The sequence below is a fragment of the Microcella alkaliphila genome (assembly GCF_004216855.1).
In the GTDB taxonomy this organism is placed as follows: Bacteria; Actinomycetota; Actinomycetes; order Actinomycetales; family Microbacteriaceae; genus Microcella; species Microcella alkaliphila.
Genome location: NZ_SGXT01000014.1, coordinates 300311 through 326676 on the forward strand (window position 1 = coordinate 300311; position 26366 = coordinate 326676).

General features: G+C 68.6%; 25 protein-coding genes. 13 read left to right on the top strand and 12 right to left on the bottom strand.

The genetic code is table 11. The annotated features are described in order from the left end of the window. Positions 1-251: 251 nt before the first annotated feature. A complete protein-coding gene (locus tag EV140_RS07140) occupies positions 252-2681 on the top strand; it encodes an HAD-IC family P-type ATPase (protein WP_241971342.1) in 2430 nt (809 codons plus the stop codon). Between the two features lie 529 nt (positions 2682-3210). Here EV140_RS07140 and EV140_RS07150 read toward each other — a convergent pair. Further along, the gene (locus EV140_RS07150) at positions 3211-4833 is read right to left on the bottom strand and encodes a solute symporter family protein (RefSeq protein ID WP_130282434.1); all 1623 of its coding nucleotides are present in this window, start codon (positions 4831-4833) and stop codon (positions 3211-3213) included. Further along, entirely contained in the window at positions 4830-5249 is a 420-nt protein-coding gene (locus tag EV140_RS07155) for a DUF485 domain-containing protein (protein WP_130282436.1), read from the bottom strand. Before EV140_RS07155 ends, EV140_RS07150 begins: the two co-directional genes overlap by 4 nt. A gap of 173 nt (positions 5250-5422) precedes the next feature. On the opposite strand from EV140_RS07155, the gene EV140_RS07160 reads away from it, so the two are divergent. From EV140_RS07160 to EV140_RS07175, 4 genes are read left to right on the top strand one after another with little or no spacing between them, the layout of a single operon-like run. Then, positions 5423-6625, top strand: coding sequence for a sensor histidine kinase (locus EV140_RS07160; RefSeq protein WP_130282438.1), 1203 nt, complete (start codon positions 5423-5425; stop codon positions 6623-6625). Then, on the top strand, positions 6622-7518 hold the full coding sequence (locus tag EV140_RS07165; RefSeq protein ID WP_130282440.1) for a LytR/AlgR family response regulator transcription factor: 897 nt from the start codon (positions 6622-6624) through the stop codon (positions 7516-7518). Before EV140_RS07160 ends, EV140_RS07165 begins: the two co-directional genes overlap by 4 nt. Beyond that, positions 7515-7973 carry a heavy metal transporter gene (locus EV140_RS07170; protein ID WP_130282442.1) on the top strand — a complete coding sequence of 153 codons (459 nt, stop codon included), beginning with the start codon at positions 7515-7517 and terminating at the stop codon, positions 7971-7973. The genes EV140_RS07165 and EV140_RS07170 overlap by 4 nt, the downstream gene beginning before the upstream one ends. Before the next feature lie 56 nt (positions 7974-8029). Then, positions 8030-9562, top strand: coding sequence for a sodium/solute symporter (locus EV140_RS07175; RefSeq protein ID WP_241971352.1), 1533 nt, complete (start codon positions 8030-8032; stop codon positions 9560-9562). Positions 9563-9719: 157 nt separating this feature from the next. On the opposite strand, the gene EV140_RS07180 is transcribed toward EV140_RS07175, so the two are convergent. The 5 genes from EV140_RS07180 to EV140_RS07200 form a co-directional block, all read right to left on the bottom strand. Beyond that, positions 9720-10751 (bottom strand): DMT family transporter, encoded by a 1032-nt coding sequence (locus tag EV140_RS07180; RefSeq protein WP_338418542.1) that lies wholly within the window; start codon positions 10749-10751, stop codon positions 9720-9722. A 329-nt stretch (positions 10752-11080) separates the two neighbouring features. Continuing rightward, on the bottom strand, positions 11081-11386 hold the full coding sequence (locus EV140_RS07185) for a chorismate mutase (protein ID WP_130282444.1): 306 nt from the start codon (positions 11384-11386) through the stop codon (positions 11081-11083). A gap of 19 nt (positions 11387-11405) precedes the next feature. Continuing rightward, entirely contained in the window at positions 11406-11630 is a 225-nt protein-coding gene (locus tag EV140_RS07190) for a CDGSH iron-sulfur domain-containing protein (protein ID WP_130282446.1), read from the bottom strand. Then, positions 11627-12616 carry a glycosyltransferase family 2 protein gene (locus EV140_RS07195; protein WP_130282448.1) on the bottom strand — a complete coding sequence of 330 codons (990 nt, stop codon included), beginning with the start codon at positions 12614-12616 and terminating at the stop codon, positions 11627-11629. The genes EV140_RS07190 and EV140_RS07195 overlap by 4 nt, the downstream gene beginning before the upstream one ends. Beyond that, complete coding sequence (locus EV140_RS07200) at positions 12609-13832, bottom strand: iron-containing redox enzyme family protein (protein ID WP_338418543.1); 1224 nt, start codon at positions 13830-13832, stop codon at positions 12609-12611. The genes EV140_RS07195 and EV140_RS07200 overlap by 8 nt, the downstream gene beginning before the upstream one ends. Before the next feature lie 79 nt (positions 13833-13911). Between EV140_RS07200 and EV140_RS07205 the strand changes: the two genes are divergently transcribed. After that, complete coding sequence (locus EV140_RS07205) at positions 13912-14748, top strand: glycosyltransferase family 2 protein (protein ID WP_241971353.1); 837 nt, start codon at positions 13912-13914, stop codon at positions 14746-14748. On the opposite strand, the gene EV140_RS07210 is transcribed toward EV140_RS07205, so the two are convergent. Beyond that, complete coding sequence (locus tag EV140_RS07210) at positions 14745-16031, bottom strand: adenylosuccinate synthase (protein WP_130282454.1); 1287 nt, start codon at positions 16029-16031, stop codon at positions 14745-14747. The genes EV140_RS07205 and EV140_RS07210 overlap by 4 nt on opposite strands. Positions 16032-16631: 600 nt before the next feature. Continuing rightward, positions 16632-17165 carry a hypothetical protein gene (locus tag EV140_RS07215; RefSeq protein ID WP_130282456.1) on the bottom strand — a complete coding sequence of 178 codons (534 nt, stop codon included), beginning with the start codon at positions 17163-17165 and terminating at the stop codon, positions 16632-16634. Positions 17166-17556: 391 nt separating this feature from the next. Here EV140_RS07215 and EV140_RS07220 point away from each other — a divergent pair, with 391 nt between their 5' ends. Continuing rightward, positions 17557-17943: a hypothetical protein gene (locus EV140_RS07220; RefSeq protein WP_130282458.1), complete on the top strand. Its 387-nt coding sequence runs from the start codon at positions 17557-17559 to the stop codon at positions 17941-17943. 314 nt (positions 17944-18257) lie between these two features. Here EV140_RS07220 and EV140_RS13245 read toward each other — a convergent pair whose 3' ends face one another. Further along, positions 18258-18410 (bottom strand): hypothetical protein, encoded by a 153-nt coding sequence (locus EV140_RS13245; protein WP_157985627.1) that lies wholly within the window; start codon positions 18408-18410, stop codon positions 18258-18260. A 24-nt stretch (positions 18411-18434) separates the two neighbouring features. Between EV140_RS13245 and EV140_RS13250 the strand changes: the two genes are divergently transcribed. Further along, positions 18435-18794 (top strand): hypothetical protein, encoded by a 360-nt coding sequence (locus EV140_RS13250; protein ID WP_157985628.1) that lies wholly within the window; start codon positions 18435-18437, stop codon positions 18792-18794. A gap of 82 nt (positions 18795-18876) precedes the next feature. Here the strand turns inward: EV140_RS13250 and EV140_RS07230 are convergent, their stop codons facing one another. Continuing rightward, positions 18877-19488, bottom strand: coding sequence for a hypothetical protein (locus tag EV140_RS07230; RefSeq protein ID WP_130282460.1), 612 nt, complete (start codon positions 19486-19488; stop codon positions 18877-18879). 156 nt (positions 19489-19644) lie between these two features. Between EV140_RS07230 and EV140_RS07235 the strand changes: the two genes are divergently transcribed. The 5 genes from EV140_RS07235 (at position 19645) to EV140_RS07255 (ending at position 24454) form a co-directional block, all read left to right on the top strand. Then, the gene (locus EV140_RS07235) at positions 19645-20199 is read left to right on the top strand and encodes a hypothetical protein (protein ID WP_130282462.1); all 555 of its coding nucleotides are present in this window, start codon (positions 19645-19647) and stop codon (positions 20197-20199) included. Between the two features lie 953 nt (positions 20200-21152). Next, entirely contained in the window at positions 21153-21530 is a 378-nt protein-coding gene (locus tag EV140_RS07240; protein ID WP_130282464.1) for a hypothetical protein, read from the top strand. 135 nt (positions 21531-21665) lie between these two features. Beyond that, entirely contained in the window at positions 21666-22661 is a 996-nt protein-coding gene (locus EV140_RS07245) for a peptidoglycan-binding domain-containing protein (RefSeq protein WP_241971343.1), read from the top strand. Between the two features lie 9 nt (positions 22662-22670). Continuing rightward, positions 22671-23357: an ABC transporter ATP-binding protein gene (locus EV140_RS07250; RefSeq protein WP_241971344.1), complete on the top strand. Its 687-nt coding sequence runs from the start codon at positions 22671-22673 to the stop codon at positions 23355-23357. Next, positions 23354-24454 carry an FtsX-like permease family protein gene (locus EV140_RS07255; RefSeq protein WP_241971345.1) on the top strand — a complete coding sequence of 367 codons (1101 nt, stop codon included), beginning with the start codon at positions 23354-23356 and terminating at the stop codon, positions 24452-24454. Before EV140_RS07250 ends, EV140_RS07255 begins: the two co-directional genes overlap by 4 nt. Positions 24455-25794: 1340 nt before the next feature. Here the strand turns inward: EV140_RS07255 and EV140_RS07260 are convergent. Further along, positions 25795-26366, bottom strand: a 572-nt coding sequence (locus EV140_RS07260; protein ID WP_198674373.1) for a transposase, incomplete at its 5' end; no start/stop codon positions are given.

The following is a 26366-nucleotide window of genomic DNA, read 5'->3' on the forward strand; positions in this document are numbered from 1 at the left end:
GGGGAAACCGTAACTGCGGGGCAAAAGGGAGGGTTGTGATAGCTGCACACTTCGCGGTGCCAAAAAAAGTGCACTTTGCCCATCTCGCACAGTGACGACGGCTTCACCCTCAGCCACGGCGAGCTGCACCACGCCCACCGCGACACGCTGCCGGCCCGGTTCGGCGCCGTCGTCGGGGGTTAACCCCCGCATTCTTTGGCATCGCCTGCGGTTCATGCTGGGCGACGTGCTGCGCCGATAGAGTCACGGCTGTGAGTGCGCCTCCCTGCTCGACCACCCTCGTCGGCCTGACCGAATCCGAGGCGCGTGAGCGCTTCGCCGCGGGCCTCGGCAACGCGATGCCGTCGAGCACCGGTCGGTCGTTCTGGCGCATCCTGCAGGCCAACCTCTTCACCCTCTTCAACGGGGTGGTGGGCGGCTGCTTCATCCTGCTGCTCGTCCTCGGTTACTGGCAGGACGCCCTGTTCGGCGTCTTCGTCATCGCCAACGTGCTCATCGGGGTCGGCCAGGAGTTCCGCGCGAAACTCACCCTGAGCCGCCTCGCCGTTCTCAATGCACCGGATGCGCGCGTCCTGCGCGACGGAACGCCCACCCAGGTGCCGCTCGCCCGGATCGTCATGGACGACGTGCTCGTGCTCGGCGCGGGCGACCAGGTCGCCGCCGACGCCGTCGTCATCGAGGCGCAGGGGCTCGAGGTCGACGAGTCGCTGCTCACCGGCGAGGCCGACGCGATCAACGCCCCCGTCGACCGCGAACTGCTGAGCGGCTCGACCATCGTCGGCGGGCGGGGGCTCGCCCGGGTGATCCGCGTCGGCGCCGACTCGTACGCGGCGAAGATCACGGCCGAGGCGAAGCAGTTCAGCCTCGTCAACTCTGAGCTGCGGCAGGCGCTCGCCCGGGTCATTAAGTGGATCAGCTGGCTGCTCATCCCCGTCGGCCTCATCGCCATCAACGGGCAGATGCAGGCGCTCGGCGGGTGGGAGAGCGCCATCGCGACGGGCGCGTGGCGCGAGGCCAGCGTCGGCGCGATCGCCGGACTCATCGCGATGATCCCGCAGGGCCTCGTGTTCATGACGAGCGTCTCGCTCGCCGTCGGCGCCGTGAAGCTGTCGCAACGCCAAGTGCTCGTGCAGGAGCTCGCGGCGGTCGAAGGGCTCGCCCGCGTCGACATCCTGTGCCTCGACAAGACCGGCACCCTCACCGAGGGGCAGCTCGTGCTCGACGCCGTCGAGCCGGTGGGCCGCGCGCTCGCCGCCGCCGACCCCGCGCTCGCCACCACGGGTTCCGACTGGCGCCTCGTGCTCGCCGCGGTCGGCGCCGACCCGCAGGCGAACGCCACGGCCGCCGCCCTCCGCGAGCCGTACCCCGGCGACGACGCCCCCGCCCCCGTCGCGACGATCGACTTCTCGTCGCAGCGAAAGTGGAGCGCCCTGCAGCTCGACGACCCGCGCGCCGCCGGCACGTGGGTGGTCGGCGCCCCCGACATCGTGCTCGCCGACTCGGTGCGCGAGCCGCTCAGCGCCGAGACGCTCGGGCGCACGACGGCGCTCGCCGAAGCGGGGCGGCGGGTGCTGATTCTGGCGCGCACCGAGCATCCCCTCGCCCCCGTCGACGACGGCGTGCAGCCGGAGCTGCCGGCCGGGCTCACGCCGGTCGCGATCGTGTCGTTCCGCGAGAAGGTGCGCGCCGACGCCCCCGACACCCTGCGCTTCTTCGCCGAGCAGGGCGTCGACCTCTGCGTCATCTCGGGCGACGACCCGCGCACCGTCGCCGCCGTCGCGCGGGAGGCGGGCGTCGCGTTCGACGGCGAAGCGATGGATGCGCGCAAACTTCCCGACGACCCTGACGCCCTCGATGCCATCATGGCCGACACCCGCGTGTTCGGGCGGGTGGTTCCCGAGCAGAAGAAGCAGATGGTGCTGTCGTTGCAGCGCCTCGGGCGCACCGTCGCCATGACGGGGGACGGCGTCAACGACGCCCTCGCACTCAAGTACGCCGACATGGGCATCGCGATGGGATCCGGCGCGCCGGCGACCCGCGCCGTCGCCCGCCTCGTGCTGCTCGACGGGCAGTTCTCGCGCCTGCCGAAGATCCTGGCGGAGGGCCGCCAGGTGATCGCGAACGTCGAGCGGCTGGCGAAGCTGTTCCTGTCGAAGACCACCTACGCGGTCATGTTCGCAATCGTGTTCGGCGTGCTGCTGTGGGAGTTCCCGCTGCTGCCCCGACAGTTCTCGATCACCGACGGGCTGACGATCGGCCTGCCCGCGATCGTGTTCGCCCTGCTGACCAACACCCGCGTGTACCGGCCGGGATTCCTCACGAGGGCGGCGAGGTTCTGCGTGCCGAAGGGCCTCACCGTCGGCGTCGTGCTGATCTCGGTCGTCGCCTGGGCGCGGTTCACGGGCGACTACTCGCTCGCGCAGATTCAGACGGCGGCGACCATCACGCTCACGCTCACCGCGCTGTGGGTGCTCGTGACGCTCGCCCGCCCCTTCACCTGGCTCACGTCGCTCATCATCGCGGGCTCGTACGCCGGCCTCGCCGTCGTTCTCTTCGTGCCGTGGTTCGTCGAGTTCCTGCAGTTCGAGATGCCGGACGCTCGCCTCATCGCCGTCGCCATCGGCGCGTCGATCGTCGGCAACATCGTCATCGAGGTGTTCCACCGCCGCGTGCCGTCGTAGGGGGCGCGGGGTGCCGCGGAGCGCGGGCCGCGGCGTCCTGCCTGACGCGCCCCGCACATGCGCCAACCGCCACACGCGCCACGTCCGCCCGGCACCGTCAATGTCTGCCAGACCGACAGTCCGCGGCGCAGACCGGCGAGTTGGCTGCGGCGCGCCGCAGCCCGGCTCGCGCTGTCGGTGTGGCGGACACCAGCACCACTGCCGCACGAACACGTGACGTATTGCAGGAATCCAGAACTGCGTAGCCCGGAATCTCCGCAGAATCGCAGGCCCCACCCGCCTGTTTTCCTGCACTACGTACCGCAGCCCGCCGCAGAAGGGCTCCGTGGGCGGCGAGGCCGAGGCAGCGGCAGCGACAGCGGCAGTGACAGCGGCAGCGGCAACGGCAGCGACAGCGGCCGAAGCGCCGACACACCCCGAACACAGAGAACGGGCCCCGCTACCACCGCGCGGGGCCCGAACTGTTTTCCGGGGAGGGCAGGCCCAGGCATGCCCGCCCACCCCGGAAGTGTGGAGAGAGGTGACGGCGCTAGTGGTCCGTCGCCTTCTCGGCGCCGACTCCGGTGAGGGAGCGCACCTCCATCTCGGTCTGCTTGTCGCTCGACTCGCGGCGACGCTCGAGCACGCTGCCGAGCCAGCCGAGCAGGAACGCCAGCGGGATCGACACGATGCCGGGGTTCGACAGCGGGAAGATCGCGAAGTCGGCGCCCGGGATCATCGACCGCTCGCCACCCGACACGACGGGCGACAGGGCGATCAGGACGATCGCGGTGGTGAGCCCGCCGTACATGCTCCAGAGGGCGCCGCGGGTGGTGAAGCCCTTCCAGAACAGCGAGTAGACGATCGTCGGCAGGTTCGCCGAGGCGGCCACCGCGAAGGCGAGCGCCACGAGGAACGCGACGTTCTGACCGTTCGCGCCGATGCCGCCGACTATTGCGACGAGGCCGATGACGACCACCGTGATGCGGGCGACCTTCACCTCCTGCTGCGGCGACGCCTTGCCCTTCTTGATGACCGAGGCGTACACGTCGTGGGAGAACGACGCGGCCGCGGTGATCGTGAGGCCGGCGACGACCGCGAGGATCGTCGCGAACGCGACCGCCGCGATGATGCCGAGCAGCACCGGCCCGCCGAGCTCGAAAGCGAGCAGCGGGGCGGCCGAGTTCGCGCCACCCGGAGCGGCGGCAATCGCTTCCGGCCCGATGAGGGCGGCGGCGCCGTAGCCGAGCACGAGGGTGAAGACGTAGAAGATGCCGATCAGCCAGATCGCCCAGACGACGCTCTTGCGGGCCTCCTTCGCGGTCGGAACCGTGTAGAAGCGCATGAGCACGTGCGGCAGGGCGGCCGTGCCGAGCACGAGCGCGAGCCCCAGCGACAGGAAGTCGAGGCGCGTCACGTCGTTCAGCCCGTACTGCAGGCCGGGCTCGAGAATCGCGGGGTTGCCGGTCGTGGCGACCGCCGCATCCAGCAGGCCGGTGAAGCTGAACTCGTTGATGGCGAGCACCCAGACGGTCATGACTCCGGCACCGGCGATGAGCATGACGGCCTTGATGATCTGCACCCAGGTGGTGCCCTTCATGCCGCCGACAAGCACGTACAGGATCATCAGCGCGCCGACGACGGCGATGACGACCGACTGGCCGACCCGCTCTTCGATGCCGAGCAGCAGCGACACGAGGCCGCCAGCTCCGGCCATCTGCGCGAGCAGGTAGAAGAAGCTGACGACGAGCGTCGAGATGGCGGCGGCGATGCGCACGGGGCGTTGCCGCAGGCGGAAGGCCAACACGTCGCCCATCGTGAACTTGCCGGTGTTGCGCAAGAGTTCTGCGACGACGAGCAGGGCCACAACCCACGCGACGAGGAATCCGATCGAGTAGAGGAACCCGTCGTAGCCGTTGATCGCGATCGCGCCGACGATGCCGAGGAACGACGCGGCCGACAGGTAGTCGCCCGCAATCGCCGAGCCGTTCTGGCCGCCCGTGAACGAGCGGCCGGCCGCGTAGTAGTCGCTCGCCGTCTTGTTGTTGCGGCTCGCGCGGAAGACGATGACCATCGTCACCGCGACGAACGCCCCGAAGATGGCGATGTTGAGCAGCGGGTCACCAGGCGAGCTGGATGCGGTGCTCGCCTGAACGAGGATCGCGGCGCTCATGCGCGTGTTCCGTTCGCTCCGCCAGCGCCAGCGCCGGTTGCGGCGCCAGCCCCGGCGAGCACGGGCTCGAGCTCGGCGCGGATCTCGGCCGCCGCCGGGTCGAGGTACTTGTTGGCGTACCAGACGTAGAGCATCGTGACGGCGAAGGTCGTGGCGACCTGCGCGAGGCCCCACACCATGCCGAGGTTCATCGAGCCGGCCACCGGCGTCGCGAACACCTGCGGCGCATAGCCCGCCGTCAGCACGTAGGCCAGGTACCAGGCGAGGCAGAGCCCCGTCGCGGGCAGCACGAACAGCCGGTGCCGGCGCTTCAGCGCGCGAAAGCGCGGCGAGTTCTGCACGGCGCGCAGCGCCTCAATGTCGGGTTCGGCGTCGGAGGCGACGTCGGGTCGGTCGTCCGGGGCGGCACTGCCCATGGAGTCTCCCATCTGCCACGACGGCGACCTCGTCGTCACCGTCTCGTGATCATTCACTGTCGGGCAGTGGACCGGTCTGTCGGAAGCGACCGCGCGCATCCTGTCGACGAGCGGTAGCGACCGTGCGATAAACGGCGACCGCGACCGTTCGTCGTCGCCTATCGTCGTAGTTCATGAGCCCGTCAGCGTTGATCGCCTTCCTCGGCGGCGCGCTGCTCGGGGCGCTCGGCGTCGTGCTGCTCGCCGCGGGTTGGCGCGCGATTCGCGGCGGCCGGGCACTCGCTACGCCGGCCGAGCGGGCCACCTACGAGACCCTGCACCTCGCATCGCGCGCGGCCGGGCACCTGCGCGGTGGCCTCGCGGCCGGAGACCCCACACGGGCGGCGAAGGCGCTACGGCAGCTGCTCGACGCTGACGCCCTCGCGCTCGCCGACCCGCACGGCGTGGTCGCGCTCGACGGCCCGGCGCCCCTTCAGGCCGCGGCCGAGCGCCTCGCCCGCGCCGCCGCCGACGCCGGCGCGACGCAGCTGCTGACCGCCGACGCCTCGATCGACCGGCGGGATGCGGTGGCCGCCCCCATCCGCCTCCCCGGTCGCGAGGGGCCGGGTTCCGTCGCCGGGTCGCTCGTGGCCTTCGCGAGCCCCGTGCGCCCGCCGCTCGTGCGGGCGGCCGAGGAGGCCGCCAGTTGGGTGGCCGCACAGCTTGAGCTCGCCGAATTGGACGCCAGCCGCGCCGCCCTCGCCGAGGCCGAGGTGCGCGCATTACGAGCACAGATCAGCCCCCACTTCATCTACAACGCGTTGACGGCGATCGCCTCGACGATCACGACCGAACCGGCGCGCGCCCGCGAGCTGGTGCTCGAGTTCGCCGACTTCACGCGGTACTCGTTCCGCCGGGCGGGCGACTTCACGACGCTCGCCGACGAGCTGCAGTCGATCGACTCGTACCTGCAGCTCGAGCGGGCCCGCTTCGGCGAGCGCCTCGCCGTGCAGCTGCGCATCGCGCCCGAGGTGCTGCCGACGGTGATCCCGTTTCTGAGCCTGCAGCCGCTCGTCGAGAACGCGGTGCGGCACGGCCTCGAGCCGCAGGAGGGCGGCGGCACGATCACCATCACGGCCGACGCCGAGGGCGCCTTCACGGTGGTGCGCATCGACGACGACGGGGTCGGCACCGACCCCGAGTCGCTCAGGGCCGCGCTCGCCGGCCGCCCCACCGTCGACCACGTGGGGCTGCGCAACGTGGATGCGCGGCTGCGCCAGGTCTACGGCGACGACTGCGGCCTCGTCGTCGAGACGCAGGTGGGCGCGGGCACACTGATCGTCATGCGGGTGCCGCGTTCGCAGCCCGAGAACGACGTGCAGGGGGTGCGGCGATGAGCGGCGATGCTCCGGGCACTGGCGGGGCTGGTTCGACCGGGACAACCGGCGCCGCTCACCCCCCGCGCCCCCTCCGCCTGCTCGTCGCCGACGACGAGCGCCCGGCCCTCGACGAGCTGCTCGCGCTACTCGGCGCCGACCCCCGCGTCGCCGAGCTCGTGCCGGCGACGACGGGCTCGCAGGCGTTGCGCATTCTGAGCGATGACGACGGCATCGACGCCGCCGTGCTCGACATTCACATGCCCGGGCTGTCAGGCCTCGACCTCGCCCGCGCCCTCACCCGCTTCGAGCGGCGCCCGCCCGTCGTCTTCGTCACCGCCGATGACGAGAGCGCCGTCGACGCCTTCGACCTCGAGGCCGTCGACTACGTGCTGAAGCCGGTTCGCACCGAGCGCCTCGCCCGCGCGATCGGGCGCCTCGTCGACGCGGTCGCCGATTCGCGTGCCGGGTCGCGCACCGATCCCGGCGCGGGCGAGGCGCACGCGACGGATGCGCGGGGCGCGACCCCGACGGCGGCGAGCGCCGATCTCGGAGCCGGCGCCGCGCATCCGGCCGACGATGTCATCGCCGTGACGCTCGGAACGACGACGCGCATGGTGCGCCGCGACGCGATTCAGTACGCGGAGGCGCAGGGCGACTACGTGCGACTGCACACCGCCGAGGGCGGCTTTCTCGTGCGGGTGCCGCTCGGCGAGCTCGAGGAGCGCTGGGCGAGCGCCGGATTCGTGCGCGTGCACCGCTCGTACCTCGTCGCGCTCGCGCACGTCACGCGGCTGCAGTTGGCGGGGGCCGGGTCGACCGTGACGGTGGGCGCCACCGCGCTGCCGGTGAGTCGGCGGGCGCTGCCGGGGCTGCGCGAGCGGCTCGACGACATGAGGGTGCGGCGCGGGTGAGCGACGACCGTGCTTCCGGCGCCGCGCCTGCGCCCGGCGCTCCCGGTGCGACGCCCGCGTCGGCGAACCCGGCGACACCGCCGCGGCCGGCGCGCGTGCGCGTCACGGCCCCCCGCGCCGGAGAGCCGCTCGCACCCAGCGCGGCCGGGCCCCTCACCGGCGGCACACCCGCGAGCGCTGAGCGCGTCCTGGTCGCGAGCCTGATTCGCAGCCAGCTACGCGTCGCGATCGTCTGCGCCCTCGGCTTCGCCGCCGCGCTCGCGGCCGTCGCGTTCGTCGCCGCCCTGCCCGCGCTCAACGACGAGACGATTGCCGGGGTTCCGGTGGGCTGGCTCGTACTCGCGTTCGGGGCGTATCCGCCGCTCGTCGCGATCGCCGCGCTCGCCGTGACGGCCGCGAATCGCGCCGAAGACCAGTACCGCGCCCTCGCCGAACGCGACGAGGACGACGCGTGAGCGACGCGAGCGCGCTGGGCGCGCTGGGCGCGCTGGGCGCCGCGGCGGCGACGTCCGTGAGCGACGCGACCCCCGCATCCTTCGGATACGCCGGGATCATCATCGTGACCCTCACGACCGTGCTCGTTGGGGCGCTCGCGGTGCGGCTGTCGCGCACGACGCGCGACTTCTACGTCGCCTCGCGCACGGTGCCCCCGTGGCTGAACGCCTCGGCGATCGGCGGCGAGTACCTGTCGGCGGCGAGCGTGCTCGGGGTCGCCGGGCTGATTCTGCTGCAGGGCGCGGGCGGGTTGTGGTTTCCGATCGGATACGCGGCCGGCTACCTGATGCTGCTGCTGTTCGTCGCCGCCCCGCTGCGCCGCTCGGGCGCGTACACAGTGCCCGACTTCACGGGGGCGCGCCTGCGTTCGCGGTCGGTGCGCCGCGCGACGAGCGTGCTCGTCATCGTGATCGGCTGGTTCTACATCGTGCCGCAGCTGCAGGGCGCGGCCCTCACGGTGTCGATCGCGACAGGCCTGCCGCCGTGGGCCGGGTCTGTCGCGGTGGCCGTCATCGTCGGCGTGATCGTCGCCGCCGGAGGCATGCGCTCGATCACCTTCGTGCAGGCGTTCCAGTTCTGGCTGAAGCTGACGGCGGTCGCGCTGCCCGCGATCGTGATGCTCGTCGTCGTGGGCGGCCGCGACCTCGGAGCCGCCGCCGCGACCGCCTTCCCCGCCGCGCTTGGCCCCGCCGCAGTGAACCCGTACGCGACCGCCTCGCTCGCGATCGCACTGCTGCTCGGAACCCTCGGCCTGCCCCACGTGCTCGTGCGGTTCACGACGAACCCCGACGGCGTCGCCGCCCGCCGCACCACCCTCATCACGGTCGTGCTGCTGGTCACGTTCTACGTGTTTCCGACCACGATCGGGATGCTGGGGCGCGCCTTCGCCCCGGATCTCGCGACCCCCGGCACCGCCGATTCCGTCGCGCTGCTGCTGCCCGGGCGGCTCGTCGACGGACTCGCCGGTGACCTGCTGGGCGCGCTCATCGTCGCCGGAGCGTTCGGCGCTTTTCTGTCGACCTCGTCAGGGCTCGTGGTCTCGCTCGCCGGCGTCATCAGTCAGGAGGTCGCCGGCGGCACCGTGCGCGGGTTCCGGGTGGCGGCGCTCGCCTCGACGCTTGTGCCGTTGCTGGTCGTGCTGATGATCGAGCCGGCCGGGCTCGCCGGCAGCGTCGGGCTCGTGTTCGCGTTCACCGCCTCGACGCTCAGCCCGCTGCTCGTGCTCGGCGTCTGGTGGCGGGGGCTCACCGCCCGCGGAGCCCTCGCCGGGATGCTGACGGGCGCGATCGCGTGCGCCGTCGCGGTGGGGCTCGGGGTGCTGCGGGTGCCCGGGGCGGGCGGCGCGCTCGTCGACGCGGCCCCGCTCGCCGCCGACTGGGCCGCCTGGCTGCAGGCCGCCCTCGCTGCCCCTGCCGCCTGGACGATCCCGCTCGCGGTACTCGTCACGGTGCTGGTCTCGCGCTACGGCGGGGGCAGCCCGCCCGTCGACGTCGACCGCATCCTCGCGCGGCTGCACCTGCCCGAGCGCCGCCGCCCGAAACCGCAGTAGGCGCGCGCCCGCCGCACTTCACACGGGTGCGCCGTGACGTAGTGCAGGAAACGAGGGTTTCGCGTCCGCCACCAACCCTGTTTTTCCGGGGCAGGCCTGTCTGGTTTCCTGCAATACGTCACGCCGCCGTCGGGTACGCGCCCCGCGCATCCTCAATTCAGCGGCGTCGACGCGGCAGTCGCAGCCGGCGCTGCGCCAGCAGAATGCCGAAGAAGATCAGCGCCGCGCCGACTGGCTCGTTCCAGACGAGCACCTCGCCTAGCACGAGAATGCCGAGTGCGACACCGACGACGGGCGACATGTAGGTGACCGTCGCCGCGCGGGTGGCGCCCCACGCGCGCACGACGTTCTGGTTCCAGGCGTAGGCGAGGCCGGTGCCGAAGACGCCGAGCAGCACAATGCTGCCGACGATCCAGATGTCGAGGGTGATCGGGTCGGTGCCGATGATCGGAGTAAGCGCGAGCATGATGACAGCGGCAATGCCGACGTTGAGCAGCGCGAGCATGACGCCGCTCAGCCCCGTGCCCTGCAAGAACCGGCGCAGGTAGGCCAGGCTGAAGCCGTAGCAGGCGGTCGCGCCGAGCAGGGCCAGCTGCGGCACGAGGCCGCCGCGCAGGTCGATGCCCGCCCACGGCGCGATGATGACGAGCACGCCGGCGAGGCCGACGACGAGGCCGAGCAGCTGCTCGCGGGTGAGCCGCTCCACCCGAATCACGAGACCCGCCATCAGCGCGGTCATGAGCGGGGTCGTCGCGTTATACACGCTCGCGAGCCCGCTCGACACCGACTGCTGCGCCCACGCGAACAGCAGGTACGGGAACACGCACAGTGTCAGCGCGACGACCGTCATGTGGGCCCAGATGCGCCACTCGCGGGGCAGCTTCTCGCGCGTGATCAGCACGATGATCCCCAAGGTGAGCGCACCGAACACGGTGCGGCCGGTCGCGATCTGGGCGGGGCTCAGCCCCTCGAGTCCGACCGCGATGAACAGGAAGCTGGCGCCCCACACCACGCCCGCGGCCGTGAACTGCAGCGCGATGCGCAGCTCCCCGGATGCTCGCCCCTCGCCCGCCGGCTGCGCCGACTCGGCGGGCTCGGCCGACCCCAGCGCGCCGGCCGCAGTCGCCGGTGCCGGAAGCCGCTCGGCCTCGTCGCGGTCGCCTTCGCCGGCCGCTCGTTCGTCGCTCACGAGCCGACCTTACCGCCGTCGGCCGCCCTCCCCGCACCGCTCGGGTACGCGCGCGGGCGCGACGTCCGAAACCCGCGCCCGCGGCGGTGGCTCGCACTGGAGCCGTGACCCGGCAGTGACCGGGGCTGTGACTGGGACGGCGCCCGGAGCCGTGACGGGGCCCGTGACATTTCTCAGGAGTTGAGGCCCTGCGGCGCCCAAAGTTCGCGGCAGCCGGGCCACGTCGCACCCTCTACTCCTGAGAAACGTCACGCGCGCCCCCGCAGCGCGCCGGCACCGCTCTCGACTCAGCGACCGACGACCCACAGTTATTGAGAACGGGTACGCGCCTACTCGGCGTGCGGCGTCTGCCCGGCGATCTGCTCGTGGTGGTGGATCACCTCGGCGACGATGAACGTCAGGAACTTCTCGGCGAAGGCCGGGTCGAGTTCGGCCTCCTCGGCGAGCGCCCGCAGCCGGGCGATCTGCACGCGCTCGCGTTCCGGGTCGCTCGGAGCCATGCCGGTCGCCGCCTTGAGGCGCCCGACCGACTGCGTGCACTTGAACCGTTCGGCGAGCAGGTGCACGAGGGCAGCGTCGATGTTGTCGATGCTTTTGCGCAGCGAGGCGAGCTCTGTGCGGGCGGCGTCGTCCATACGCCGAGCCTAATCGTCTCTACCGCGCGGGCGGCACTGTCCGGAAGCCGATCACCTTGTGTGTCCCGTCGCAGTACGGGCGGATGCTCGACGCCCCACACCGACACAGCGCCACGACGCGTCGCTGGTCACGCTGCGCACCCCCGCCGGGGTTTTCCGCGTCGCCGACGTCGATGGTGATGTCGCCCCGCACGAGGAAGGGACCGTTGGGGCAGGCGAAGACCTCGACGGGTTCGTCGCTCATGCGGCGAGCTCCGCGTCACGGCGTCGGCGCCGCAGCGCCGCGGTCGAGTGCGCGGCGCGCGCGATGCGTCGGCCGTTGTAGACAACTCCGCCGCGCAGGCGCAGGCCGAGGGCGATCCACGAGGTGAGGGAGCGTTCGGCCACCCACACGGGAGCCCACAGCGCCGCGCTGGCGGGGAAGGCGCGGGCGGCCCCGCCGCGGCGGCGACCCGTCTCGGCGAGCGCGACGAACGCGGCGCCGGCGGCCACGAGCATCCAGGGCCGGCCGCTGCGCACGGCGGCGAGGGCGCCGGGCAGTAGCGCGAGTTCAGCGGCGAAGCGCGCCGGTTGCGCCCACGAGTCGTAGGCCTGCCGCACCCGCTGCGACCAGAAGTGCCGCACGGTCGGCGGCCGGCGCTCGACAATCAGGTCGGTGAGGTGCACAACCCGTCCGCCGCTCGCCTCGACGGTGCGGGCGAGTTCCATGTTCTCGAACAGGCAGTCGCGGTCGTAGCCGCCCATGGCGAGGTACCGGCGCCGGTCGAGCACGGCGGTGCCCGCCGCGTCGACGCCGCAGGCGCGGTTGATGAGGCTGCGCGCGGTGTCCCATTGGGCGTGCCACGGCTGCGGGGTGAGCACGTTCTGCGGCGCGACGAGGTGCGCGTCGCGCGCGGCGGCGACGGCGCGGCGGAGGCTCTCGTAGCTCCAGCGCACGTCGTCGTCGGCGACGACGACCCAGTCGCGCTCGGCGAGCACCATCCCCGCGTGCACGCCGTTGGCTTTGCCGTTGGCGCCCGGCTGGTCGCGCAGCACGATGTGGCGGACGCCGTCCGGCAGCTGCGCGGCGTGCTGGCGGGCGATGGGGTCGGGAGATCCGTCGATGACGGTCACGGGCATCCACTGGGCGATCGTCGCGAGGTACGCGGGCAGATCGCCGAGCCCGCCCCGCTGCCACCGCCGCAGGGGCAGCAGGTACTCGGCTCGTTCGATGCGCCGGCGCTCACTCACCCCGGCTCGTCTTCCGCCGCGTCGACGGGATGCGCCGCTTCGGCACGCTGATCGTCGCGCGGTGGATGCGCGGCGCCGGCCGCAGACCGCTGCGCCCTTCCTGCCACGCCGCGAGCATGTGCTCGGATGCCCAGCCGTCGACGGCGAGGCACGCGGCGGCGCCGAACAGCACGTCGGCCGCGAGCTCGGGCTCGGCCTCCACGAGGCCGCCGGCGAGGTCGCGCCCGGCGATCTGCTCGTGCACCGCGTCGGCTTCGACGTGCTCGTCGAAGTAGTCGACGACGTCATCGCCGTAGCCGAGCCGTCGCAGCCCGGCGGCGATGCGCTGGTTCGGCAGCGACGAGGTCATCTCGAACGCGGCGAGGTGGCCGGCGATCGCACCGCGCAGGCGCCGGTGCAGGCCGAACAGGCTCATCGTGTTGACGGAGGTGAGGATGCGCGCATCCACCTGGTCGAGGTAGTGCCCGTACTGCGTCTCCAGCCCGGCACCGCGCATGGCCCGCGCGTACAGCACGGCGTGCATGCGGTCGGCGCGGCCCGCGCCGTACTCGTCGGACTGCACTTCGACGAGCGCCGACTTGGCGCGTCCGCTCAACCGCGGGATCGCCCAGCTGTGCGGGTCGGCCTCCTTCAGCGTGTAGATGGAGCGGGCGATGAGCAGTTCGCGCACCTGCTCGTGGGTCGCCTCCGTGCGCACGTAGTGGCTGAGCCCCGGTTCGTCGCCTTCGGCGGTGAGGGCGAACAGCGTTTGGGCGATGGTCTCGGCGTCACGCCCGGAGGGCAGGGTCGGCACGTAAACGCGCTCGCGCAGCGCCGCCTCGAAGCCGACCTCGATGCTGGCCCGGCAGGCGAGCAGCGCGGGGTCCCACTCCCACCGCTCGTCGACGCCGGCGATACCGCCGTAGTGCAGCTCGTAGAGCACGAAGAGGCTCAACTGCAGGTCACCGTCGACGAGGATGTCGCCGCTGGCGCCGACGGCGCGGTCGATCTGCTCGGGAAGGTCGGAGACGATCGGCGGGGCGCCGACGGGTGAGCCGATCACGGCGAAGAGGGCGGCGCTGACGGGGCCGCGCGGCAGGGGGAGGCGCATGGGCTGGCGCGTTACGACAGCATTGGCAGGTGTTTCCGCGGCGCTCAGGCCGGCGTCGTCGTGGGTGTCGGGCGCGGCCGGCGCGCCCTGGTCGTGCTGGGGGCGTGCGCCCGCGGTGATGGTCATGGGGGCGACCCTATGCCCCGGCACGGGCCGGGCGAGGGGGGTTGACACGACCCCCTCGGGTGCACTCTGCTCGGTGACCATGTATTCCGATTCCGCCCTGCCGTCCGCGGCCGACACGGGTCCGACCGAGGTGGCGCGCGGCGGCTCCGACCGCCCGATCGCCGATCTGTCCATCGTGATTCCGGTGCGCGACGACGCCGAGTTCCTCTCCCGCTGTCTGGATGCGCTCGCCGCGCAGACGGTCAGCCCGCGCGAGGTGATCGTCGTCGACAACGACAGCTCCGATTCGACCGCCGTGGTCGCCCATCAGGCGGGCGCGCGCGTGATCACGCAGACCGAGGTGGGCATCCCGATCTCGAGCGCGACCGGCTACGACGCCGCCTCGGGCCGCTTCATTGCACGACTCGACGCCGACAGCGTGCCGCACGAGCGCTGGATCGAGAACGTCGTCGGGGTGTTCGCCGAGCATCCCGAAGCGGTCGCGGTCACGGGCTCTGGCGTGCTCGAGACGGAGGACGGCGACCAGCGCCCGCACGCGAGCCGCGCCTACCTCGACCCCTACTTCGCGCTCGTGAAGCTCGCCCTCGCCCACGAGCCGGTGTTCGGTTCGGCGATGGCGATCCGACGCTGGGCGTGGGAGCGCATCAGCGGCGAGGTGTGCCGCCACGACGCGACGGTGCACGATGACATGGATCTGAGCATCCATCTTCCGCCGCAGGCGGTCGTCATTCGGGATGATCGACTCACGATCCCGGTCTCGGCTCGCCCGATGGACTCCAAGCGTTCGATGGCCTACCGCGTGTGGCGCGGCGTGTATTCGCTGGCGAAGCACTACCCGAAGGAGCTGCCGCTCAACCGGTGGATGCGCCGGGCTCGGGTGCACTACCGCGCGCGAACCGCCGAACCCTCACGTTAGTCGAGCAGGTCGTGCCGCACGACGATGGCGTCGCGGCCCGGGCCGACGCCGATGGCGGAGATGCGCGCGCCGCTCATCGCCTCGATGGCGAGCACATACTTCTGCGCGTTCTCGGGCAGGTCCTGGAACGTCCGCGCGCCGGTGATGTCTTCCGACCAGCCGGGGAACTCTTCGTAGATCGGCGTCGCGTGGTGGAAGTCGCTCTGCGACACCGGCAGCTCGTCGAAGCGCTCGCCGTCGACGTCGTAGGCGACGCAGACGGGGATGCGCTCGAGACCGGTCAGCACGTCGAGCTTCGTCATGACGAAGTCGGTGACGCCGTTGATGCGGGCCGTGTAGCGGGCGATGGGGGCGTCGTACCAGCCGCAGCGGCGCGGGCGGCCGGTCGTCGTGCCGAACTCGAAGCCGGTCTTCCGCAGGAACTCGCCCGACTCGTCGAACAGCTCGGTCGGGAAGGGGCCGGCGCCGACGCGGGTCGTGTACGCCTTGACGATGCCGATGACGCGGTCGATGCGGTTCGGGCCGATGCCGGCGCCGGTGGCGGCGCCGCCCGAGGTGGCGTTCGAGGAGGTGACGAACGGATACGTGCCGTGGTCAACATCCAGCATGGTGGCCTGACCACCCTCGAACAGAACCGTCTCGCCGCGCTCGAGCGCCTCGTGCAGTACGAGCGCCGTGTCGGCGACCATGGGGCGCAGGCGTTCGGCGTACGACAGCAGGTCGTCGACGATCTCGTCGACGGTGATCGCGCGGCGGTTGAACACCTTCACGAGCAGGTGGTTCTTCTGGTCGAGGGCCGCCTCGACCTTCTGACGAAGGATGTTCTCGTCGAACAGGTCCTGAATGCGGATGCCCACCCGGTTGATCTTGTCGGCGTACGTCGGGCCGATGCCCCGCCCCGTCGTGCCGATTTGGCGCTTGCCGAGGAAGCGCTCGGTCACCTTGTCGAGGGTGCGGTGGTAGTGCGTAATGACGTGCGCGTTCGCGCTGATGAGGAGCTTGCTGACGTCGACGCCGCGGGCGCTCAGCGCCTCGAGCTCGCCGAAGAGCACCTCGATGTCGATGACGACGCCGTTCGCGATGACCGGGGTGACCCCGTCGGTGAGGATGCCGCTCGGCAGCAGGTGCAGCGCGTACTTCTCGTCGCCGATGACGACGGTGTGGCCGGCGTTGTTGCCGCCGTTGAACTTGACGACATAGTCGATGCGCCCGGCGAGCAGGTCGGTGGCCTTGCCCTTTCCTTCATCGCCCCACTGGGCGCCGATGATGACAGCGGCAGGCATGGCTGGTCCCTTTCAATAGACGGGGATGACTCCTGAGTCTATCGGGGATGCTCCGGGTCGCCGAGGCTCTGGTTAGGTCGCCGACCTCGCGCGCCAACTCTGTCTCACAAGATTGAATCAGCGCACGTTCTCAATCGTCAAGCATTGTGAGCTTCACGTCCCGGGCCCGAAACATAACGCGCGGAAGTGGCCGAATCGCGGTCACGTATCGCAAGACAGTGAATAGCTACGGACGTTCGAATCGCTTGAGACGTAGATTGTCGAACTGTTCTCGAAAGTGTATTTTGCAGGGGTGTAGCGCATTTGCCTCGTGATGTTTTGGTAGGTGAATGTCTGAAATGTCAATGCATTTTTGCGATGGGTGTGGATTATTTGAGATCCGCTCGAGTTAGAAGCGATGTGGGCGTAGGGCCCCCATGCCTGTCCGCATGTGATGCTTCCAAGCTGTAACGTCGCCGCGCTGGCAGGCGTTGCTGTTGCGGCAATCAGCGCACAGGCTGACCCCAACGACCAGGCGGCGTTGCGCATCGGTTTCTTATTCACGTTCGTTTCCCTTTCAGATTGATTGGCTGTCGCCTTATTGATGACTTTGTAGTTTCGCTATCCGTAGTAGATGGGTTGCGGGCAGGTCTCGCGGAGGTTTTCGATCTGGCTGCTGCTAATGAGCCCGGCCTCAAAGAGAGCGATATGGGGACTCCAGTCGCCATTCGCATCAGTGAAGGCCTGCAGAGACGGACGGTCGTCTACAGCGAAGCCTTCATCAGCAAGACAGTCCGCGGCTTCGATAGCCAGCGCGTACCATTCGCCCCATTGTTCTGTCGTGAATGACTGGCGGTCCGGGGCCAAGCCCTCGCCGCATTCCTCAGAGTCTCGAACATAGACATCCATTTGATCTGCAGGGATTTCCGCCGCGACAGCGTTGTCCGGCGCAACGACGACATCCCATCCGCGCTCGGTCAGGCAGGCAGCCCGAAGTTCGGCACCGTGTCGCTCAGAGGTAGCGACCGGCGCTGGCTCTGTGGCGTCCATCTCAGAACACCCGAGGGTGAGCAACACAAGAGGCGCAATGAGGGCCATGACCGCAAAACGCGTCTTGACAGGACTAGTGCTGGTTTTCGAGGCGCCCTTGCTCATGGGCTCACGGTACGAGAAGCAGAACCGTCTGTCAATAAGTTTTCTCAAGTATGAAGTTGGTAACGGTTCGGGTCCGCCGAGCTATCGTGCGAGCAACCGGCGACCTTGCACGAGCGTGGCGCCGTCCGCCTCGAGGAACTACTAGCCGAGTTGATCTCCAAATTTCGCCTAGGAGCCGGCTCGCTCCTACGGGCACTCCACTTGGCTTGTCGCTACTTTTGCCGCGTCTCTTGCGGCCTTGATTTGCCCCTACGGGCGCGGCATGCCGAGCCCCGACCCCGAGCGAGAATTCCGACGCCAGGCCCGTCCTCGCGAGGCGGGCTGCAGTGGCGACTTCGACAGGTTCTGGATACTCGTCCGCCAGTCGCTCCACACCGGCTAACCTGAGCGAATGCCAGAGCCGTCACCCCCCGCCAAAGCTTCACCTTCACCGCGACGCTCGCGGGGCGCCCGCGTCAGCGGCATCGCCCTCGGCGTAGTTCTCGTGTTGGCACTCGGTGCTGGCGTTGGCTGGGCAGTTGCCACGGCATTTTCCCCGCCCGAGGAGGTTCTCGACGCTCGTCCCTTCACGACCGTCGAGATCGTCGAGGGCGAAGTGGGGTCGTCGCTCGCCTTGAACTCGGTTGCCCAGTGGACGTCTCAGCCGCTCGGCGTGAATCAGGCGGCAGGGGTCATCACGTCGGTGTCGCTCACGCAGGGCGATGAGGTCGACGCCGGCGCGGTGTTGTTTGAGGTCGCGCTCCGGCCCGTCGTCATCATCGAAGAGCCCACTCCGTGATTCCGCCCGCTCGGTCCGGCAACAGCGGAGGCGGTCCGCCAGTGGCAACGCAGCCTCGGCCTCACTGCAACAGGGACCGTCGAGACGGGCGATGTGATCGTCGTGCCAGCTCTGCCGACACGCATCACCTTCGATGCCGAGGTCGTGCAACCTGGTTCGACACTGACGGGAGGAGAGCGCCTGATATCGGTGCTTCCTGTCGCACCGCAATTCAGCATCCCCGTGAAGGAAACGCAGGCCACGCAAATTCCTGCCGGAACCCGGGTACTGATTTCGAGCCCGTCCGGCGCTGAGTGGACGGCGTTCGCAACCAGTCAGGCAGCCGACGAGTTCGGCAGCATCGTCGTGTCGCTCGAAGGTGCCGACGGCGCGTCGGTCTGCGCCGACGCGTGCGGCGAGCTGCCGGTCACCGAGCAGAGCCTGCTGCGCTCGCAGATCATCACCGTCGAGTCGATCTCCGGGCTCACCGCATGGAAGAAAGGGGCTACGAGGTGTTTCCTGATGGAATGGGAGGGCTCAACGGGCCCGAACTTCCTCCAGGCCAGAGCGGGGAAGGCTGGGCCGAGGCGGTCAACGCCTGTCGTGAAGAGACGGGCTGGGGTATCGAGAACTATGACGACGAGCAGCTCGCGACGCTCTATGAGTTGGAGGTCGAGCACTACGAGTGCCTGGTCGCCGAGGGATTCACGCCCGAACCGCCCCCATCGGTGCAGGCCTACATAGATTCATGGAGCAGCCGCACGGAGCCTCCATATCAGGCCTTCGCGACCGTGGCCCGAGGGATGGGCCAAGGTGCATACATGAGCATGATCAAGCTCTGCCCTCCACCGCGCTGGACCTACACCGGCTGACAGGCAAAAGACCGCGTTGGTCGTGATCGCATGCCGCGATGGCCTTCAAGATAGATACCGCTGTTCGCGTGGTGGGAAGCGCTCAATCGGTCGAGGTCGGATTGAAAAGGTCGCCCGGCCACTGAGGGCAAGTTTCCTGCAACTGCATCCAGACGCCGTCATCCGTAACCGCAACGAAGGAATACGGAGACCATCCCGAAGTGAAGTAGTTCTCGACGAACGGCTGCAGTGAGGGCACGTTGCCGATCAAGTGCCCCTCTCGCTCGAGACAAGGGACTAAGACCTCTTCGTAGTAAGCGTGTAAGGCGGTCAACTGGGACTGGGTGAACGGGGCTCGAAACCGTGGATCGACCGGGTATTGCCTCGTGCACAGGTCTTGCGCGGAAGAAAACGCTGAAGCCTGCTCGGCTGGCATCTCGGGGTACGACACTCCGCCATCAGAAGATGCATGCGCGCCCGGAAAACCAGCGTCATCGAGACACTGCACTTGTGCTAAACCCCATCCGTCCGGCTCGACGTATCGGATGAGGTCCGGGTTAATCTCATCGGCGATCCTTGACCGCTCGTCGACAACCTCGGCGGGGCTGGCTTCATCCGGATCCCGCTCATTCATCACCACCGACTCGCAGGCAGTGATAAACGCGCACACCACAGCGGCAACCGCTATGTGACCGATCGCTCTAGCAAGCCGCATAAAGGCACTGTAGACGAGCCTGTCTTGACTTTGTGTCCGATATAGCGAATCGTGAGACCACTGAGTGCGCGCGACGAGCGTGACGCGGGCGACGGAGTCTTCGATCAATGTGTCCGAGTGATTCGGGCGCGAAAGCTGTCAACAAAGGTCCTGTAGATGAGAAAGCTCTTTCAAGCCCATCGCTTCGGAGGGCGCGTCCCCCTTACCTGCATCACACTCCTCGCCGGAATTCTTGTGCTCAGTGCGTGCAATCAGCTCGATTCTGACGACCCTCCAATCGCGAACAGCACCGACGCCGATGTCACGAATATCGAAGGCAACGAACGCATGTTCAAGGCCGCGACGGAGATCGCGCGGTGTCTGGAGGAATCGGGTTGGGACGTGCAAGTCTCCGATGGCGGCGGGTGGGGCGTCGAAGCTGGGATCCCGGTTGGTCAGGAGGCCGCATATCAGGTCGCCTATGAAGTGTGCGCTATTGAACTTGGATACAACGACGTGACCATGACGGACGAACTTGCGGCGTTTAACTTCGAGAACACGAGTCGCGTGGTCAGCTGTCTGACCGATCTTGGCTATGAGACGCCGTCCGCGCCTTCGCGAAGCGCTTACATCACGACGCTGATGGAGGACCCTCACTCTCAGCCGTGGGACCCGTACGAGTTGATTGCGGACGGCGACGTGGCGGAAGCGGTTTTCGCGTGTCCCCTATGAACGGGCGTTGGCGTCAATCACCGATCCTGGCCCTCGTCGCAAAACCTCGCCGTGCGTGTCGTTTCAACGCGCGCACCTTCGGCTAACCTGAGCGAATGCCAGGGCCGTCGCCCCGTCCCGAGTCTCCGCCGTCACCGCGACGGTCGCGGGGTGCCCGTATCAGCGGCATCGCTTTTGGCGCCGTCATATATTCATGGAGCAGCCGCACGGAGCCTCCATACCAGGCCTTCGCGACCGTGACCCAAGGGATGGGCCAAGGTGCATACGTGGCGATGATCAAGCTCTGTCCTCCACCGCGATGGACCTACACCGGCTGACAGGCAGGGAGTTATCTACTGCGCCGACGACAGCGTCTCCGCTGGCTGGTCCGGGACGACGAGGACATCACTCACGGACCTGGGACAGACGCTAGGGCGAGGCCGATCATTGACCGTGCGTCGGTGTCGGGTATACCTTTCGGTCAACCGGAGGATGCAAGGAGGCATCATGTTTAGAATAAAGAAAACTCACGCTAGCGTGTCTATCGTATTTGCTGCAGCGCTTGTCGTGACGATGGCAATACCGGCGGCCGCCGCCACTGCCTCGGGCACTCGCTTGTGCACAGGAACACGGACTCCGTCGCTCACCATCAATTCGAGCGCCCCGGGGAATGGGACCTGGACGAACTACGACACCGCGCAGAGCTCGATGTTCCGGTTCCCTGGTGGATTGGCAACGCGAAACTCTCCCTACCAACGCGCCAACTGGTTGGTCACGAACGGAAGCAGTGGCTTTTTCTACTCGACTCCGACGGCAACGTGCATTTAGGTCACCGCAGCGTTCCGTGGTTCCGGATGTTTTGCGTCGCCGGCGCGGCAGCATCGCTTGCGCTGATGGCGGGATGCGCCGCCACCCCGGCCCCAGAAGTCACGCCGGTTACGCGCACCGACCTTCGAGTCGAAACGGTTCGGTGCATGGAGGAACTCGGATTCGAAGCGGAAGTCGACAATTTTGGGGGCATTTCGAGCCCTGAGATGAGCCCCGAACTCGGCGAGCAATGGCACGCCGCCGCGGATCAGTGCAGCGAGGAGACCGGGTGGGGCGTTGAAGACTACGACGACGATCAACTCGCCGAGCTTTACACCCTCGAGGTCGCCCAGTACGAATGTCTACTCGAGCTTGGCTACAGCCCCGAAGAGCCACCATCGGTGCAGCAGTACATCGACTCGTGGAGCAGCAGGACCGACCCCCCGTACCAACCCTTCGGGACGGTGATCGCCGGGCTTCCGCCAGCCGAGATGGAGTCAGTACTGCAAGCGTGCCCACCACCGCGGTGGTCCTTCCTCGGCTAACCTGAGCGAATGCCAGAGCCGTCGCCCCGCCCCGAATCTCCGCCGTCGCCGCGACGGTCGCGGGGTGCCCGTATCAGCGGCATCGCTTTCGGCGCCGTGCTTGTGCTTGCGCTGGGTGCCGGTGTGGGGTGGGCCGTGGCCACTGCCTTTTCCCCGCCCGAGGAGGTTCTCGACGCTCGCCCCTTCACGACGGTTGAGATTGTCGAGGGTGAGGTGGGGTCGAGCCTCGCGCTGAACTCGGTTGCGCAGTGGACGTCGGAACCGCTCGGGGTGAATCAGGCAAGCGGCGTGATCACCTCGGTGGCGGTCGCGCAGGGTGACGAGGTCGACGCAGGCGCGGTGTTGTTCGAGGTCGGGCTGCGACCGGTGGTGATCATCGAAGGGTCGACACCGTCGTTCCGCGCGCTCGGCCCCTCAGCGGTGGGGTCTGACGTTGAGCAGCTGCAACAGTTCCTGCAGGGTGCCGGGTTCCTCACCGGTGAACCCGACGGCCGCTACGGAGCGGCAACGGCGGAGGCGGTCCGCCAGTGGCAGCGCAGTCTCGGTCTCACCGCGACGGGAACTGTGGAAGCCGGCGACGTGATCGTCGTTCCCGCCCTTCCGACACGAGTCACGTTCGACGCCGACGCGCTGCAGCCAGGGTCGACCCTGTCGGGGGGTGAGCGCCTCGTGTCGGTGCTTCCGTTGGCGCCGCAGTTCAGCATCCCGGTGACCGACACGCAGGCCGCGCAGATGCCCGCGGGAACCCGCGTGCTGATCTCCAGCCCGTCCGGTGCCGAGTGGACGGCGTTCGCCACCAGTCAGGCCGCCGACGAGTTCGGCGGCATCGTCGTGTCGCTCGAAGGTGACGACGGCGCGTCGATCTGCGCCGACGCGTGCGGCGAGCTGCCGGTCACCGAGCAGAGCCTGCTGCGCTCGCAGATCATCACCGTCGAGTCGGTTGCCGGGCTCACCGTGCCGACCGCGGCGTTGCGCGCGACGGCGAACGCGGGCACCGTCGTCGTCGACGAGGCCGGCGGCACCTACCCGGTCGAGGTGCGGGCGAGTGCCCGCGGGGTCGCCGTCATCGAGTCGAGCGACCCGGCCGTCGGTGTCGGCCTGCGCGTGCGCGTTCCGGCCGGCAGTGAGTAGGGGTTCGGCGTGAGTGACGTCGGCACGCTGCCCCGACCGGCGAGACACGACGCGCACGGCACGCTGCTCGCCGCCGACGACGTCACCTTCGGCTACGACCGTGCGGCACCCCTGCTCGATGGCTGGTCTCAGCGCTTCGATGCCGGCGAGGTGGTCGCCATCACGGGGCCGTCCGGTCGCGGAAAGTCGACACTGCTCTACCTGCTCGGGCTCATGCTGAAGCCCTCCGCCGGCCACATCCTTGTCGACGGCGTGCCCGCGCAGGCCCTGCCCGACCGTGAGCGGGCACGCCTGCGCGCTGGCCGGTTCGGCTTCGTCTTCCAAGACGCAGCACTGGATGCGACGCGCACCGTGCTCGACAACGTGTGCGAGACGGCGCTGTATCGAGGCGACGATCCGCGCGAAGCCCGGATGCGCGCATCCGCCCTCATGGAACGCTTCGGCGTGCAGCTGCGCGCCGCCGCGAAGCCCGGCCAAGTGTCGGGCGGGCAGGCGCAACGCATCGCCCTGTGCCGGGCGCTGCTGCACGCGCCGCAGATTCTGCTGGCCGACGAACCGACCGGAAACCTCGACCCCGACTCGTCACGGGTGGTCATGGGCGCCTTCCGTGAGCACGCCGCCGCCGGTGCCGCCGTCGTGATCGTCACCCACGACCCGAGCATCGTCGCCCAGTGCGACCGGACGGTCGAACTGTGAGGGCGCGGTTGCGCGTCGTCGGCGCGATCCTGCGTGAAGCGGCGGCCAGCGCCTGGGCGCAACCGGTCGCCTCGCTCGTGTCGGTCGTCATCGTCGCGGCCATGTGCGCAAGCGTGCTGCTCACCACCGGCCGCACCGTCGGCGCCGAAGACGCCGTGCTGTCCACCATCGACTCCACCGGAACCCGCTCGATCGTCGTGCGTGCCGAAACCGCCTCGGGCCTCGACTCGACCGTCCTCGACCGGCTCGCCAACGTCGACGGCATCGAGGCCGCCCTCGCCTTCGGGCCCGCCACCGACACGCGCGCGACCGCCTTCGCCGGCGGCGCGCCCGTTCCGGTGCGCACCCTGTGGGGCGACGGCCTCGTGGATGCACGCCACGCCCCCGAACACATCTCACCCGCGTGGGCGTCACCCACCGCCCTCGACGAACTGGGGTTGCTTGACGGAACCGGCGGCGTCGCCACCAACGACGGACGCGACTACAGCGTCGTCGCCGAGCTTGCCGTGCCCGACTACCTCGCCTTCCTCGAACCCCTCGTCGTCGCCCCGCAACCCGACGACCGCGTCGGCCCCGTCAGCGTGCTCGTCGTCATCGCCGACACCCCCGACCTCGTCGGCGCGGTCGCCTCCGCCACGGGATCGGTACTCGCCGTCGACGACCCCACCACCGTGTCGCTCGCGACCAGTGAAGGCATCGCACAACTGCGCGCCATCATCGAAGGCCAGCTCGGCACCTTCGGCCGCGAACTCGTGCTCGTCATCTTCGGCATCAGCGCCCTGCTCGTTGCCGCGATCCTCTACGGATTCACCATGTTGCGCCGCAAAGACTACGGACGCCGCCGCGCGCTCGGCGCATCCCGCACCCTCATCGTCACCCTCGTACTGCTGCAAATGACAATGGTCGCGATCGTCGGCGCCGCCCTCGGCACCGGCGCCGCCCTCGCAACCCTCGCCGCCACCGGCGACCCACTACCCGGCACCGACTTCGCCGGCGCGGTCGCAATACTCGCCGTCACCGTCGCCGTCATCGCCGCACTCCTCCCCGCCATCGTCGCCGCACGCCGCGACCCAATCCGAGAACTGCGAGTGCCGTAACGGATCTCCACTTGCATCATCTTCACCTACGACGCACGAGGGCGGCGAAGGGACGATGTACCAATTCCGTCTAGGGGTCGTCAACCGTAGAGTCCGTCAGGAAATTGCGGACACAGATCGTTCAATTCGTACCACCGATCCCGCGGGACCTCCACGTCGATGTAGGGCGACCAAGTGCCCCCAGAGTCGACGAAGGCCTGTTCAGATGGTGCCGGCGCTACGCTAATGCCCTCCGCCTCAAGGCATCGCCGCAACTCGCCTGACACGTAGGCATACAAGTACCTAAGTTGAGATTCATTCCACGATTCCAGGAAGCGTGGCTCAAGAGGATAACTCGCGATACATTCGTATAGGGCAACAGCCTGAGATTCACCCTGTCCTTGCGGAATCAAGCCCCAATCGATTCCTCCGTCCTCAAGAACCGAGGTCCCCGTATAGCCAGCGTCGTGCATACAAGCGACCACCGCATTCGCCCACTCAGACTGATCCACTTGCCGGACCACCGCAACATCCGGCCTCTTGGCGTCGGGAAATCTGCTTGTGACGAGCCGCCATTGCCCATCCCGCGATGCTTCTATGAGCTCTTCAGCACGCTCAGTCGAGATCTCCGGGAGGTCCGGCCCGGGCACTTGGCTAGTGCACGAGCTAACGCATAGCACCGCGCCCGCCGCCAATGTTGCGACCACTCGTCTTCTCATTGCGATCGTTCTTGAAAAGTCTTGCATGAACCCACTATACGTTCTAGTGCACGAAGACCTCAATCAGTGGGGCACCTCTCTACAAAAGGAGCAATTATGTCTTTCAAAAAGCGCTTCCTGGCGATTGCAGCTGCATCCGGGATCGCACTTAGTCTTCTGAGCGCGCCCATCGCCGCCAATGCGCTCAACACGAACTGCGCCAACAGGTACGTTACTGGCCAATCCTGGAGCACCGGCTCAGGGGGAATTCAACATAATTACACTGGGACAGCCAACGGGGCTGCCTACAGTTGGGGTACCACCTGGTCGTCTAGTGGCAACCACCGCAGCTATTCCGGCATGAACAGTGGCTACTTCGGGGCGGCAGCCAGCCTTGATGCGAACGTCCTGAGCAAGACGACCAGCTGCTACGGCCTATAGCAGTATCGCGCAACTAGAGCGCCAAAGGCCTCTCCATTCTTTATTCGCATGGATAGACCATAGGACTTGATTGGCACGGGGCAAGTGACGCTTGAAACTGCATTGACCTCCGGGTGGTCGTGAGCGAGGAAGCAGCCCACGCACTCGGAGGTCTTTGCCATTTGCAGCCACCGCACTCCGTGCAAACTACGGGTCTTGGCGACCGAATTAACGGGCTCTTCGTCATGAAGCGGGGGTAGGGGCTGTTCGCCAGGGCTTGTGGCCGCCGGCGGCGAGCAGGATCCGCAGCCGGTAGTTGTCGAAGTTGCGGAACCCGTGCGCCAACCTTCGGGTCTTTTCGATGATCAGGTTGATCGCCTCGGTGCCGCCGTTGCTCACCCCGCCGGTGTCGAAGTAGGCCAAGAACTGCTGTCGCCACGCCCGCAGCGTTCGGCCGAGTCGGGCGATCTCGGGAATCGGGCAGGTGTGAAAGCTCTCCAACACGCGCGCCGCGACGACGCGCCCGTCAGCGAGACGCTCTTGATGGTAGGCCGAGCGCAGCTGCTGGTAGCAGAGCCAGGCGACTTCGACTTCGGCGTGCGGGTCGCCCACGGCCAGGCATGCGGTGAGCTTCGCCTTCTGCCGGTCACTGAGCAGCTCTTGGCCGTGCCGCAGCAGCGCCCGGATCCGGTAGAGCGGATCGTCCTTCCTGCCCCGATTGCCCAGAGTTTCCTGCTGCACGCGCTGCCGACACTCGTCCAGCGCTTTCGCGCCCAGTCGGACAACGTGGAACGCGTCCAGCACTGCCACGGCCT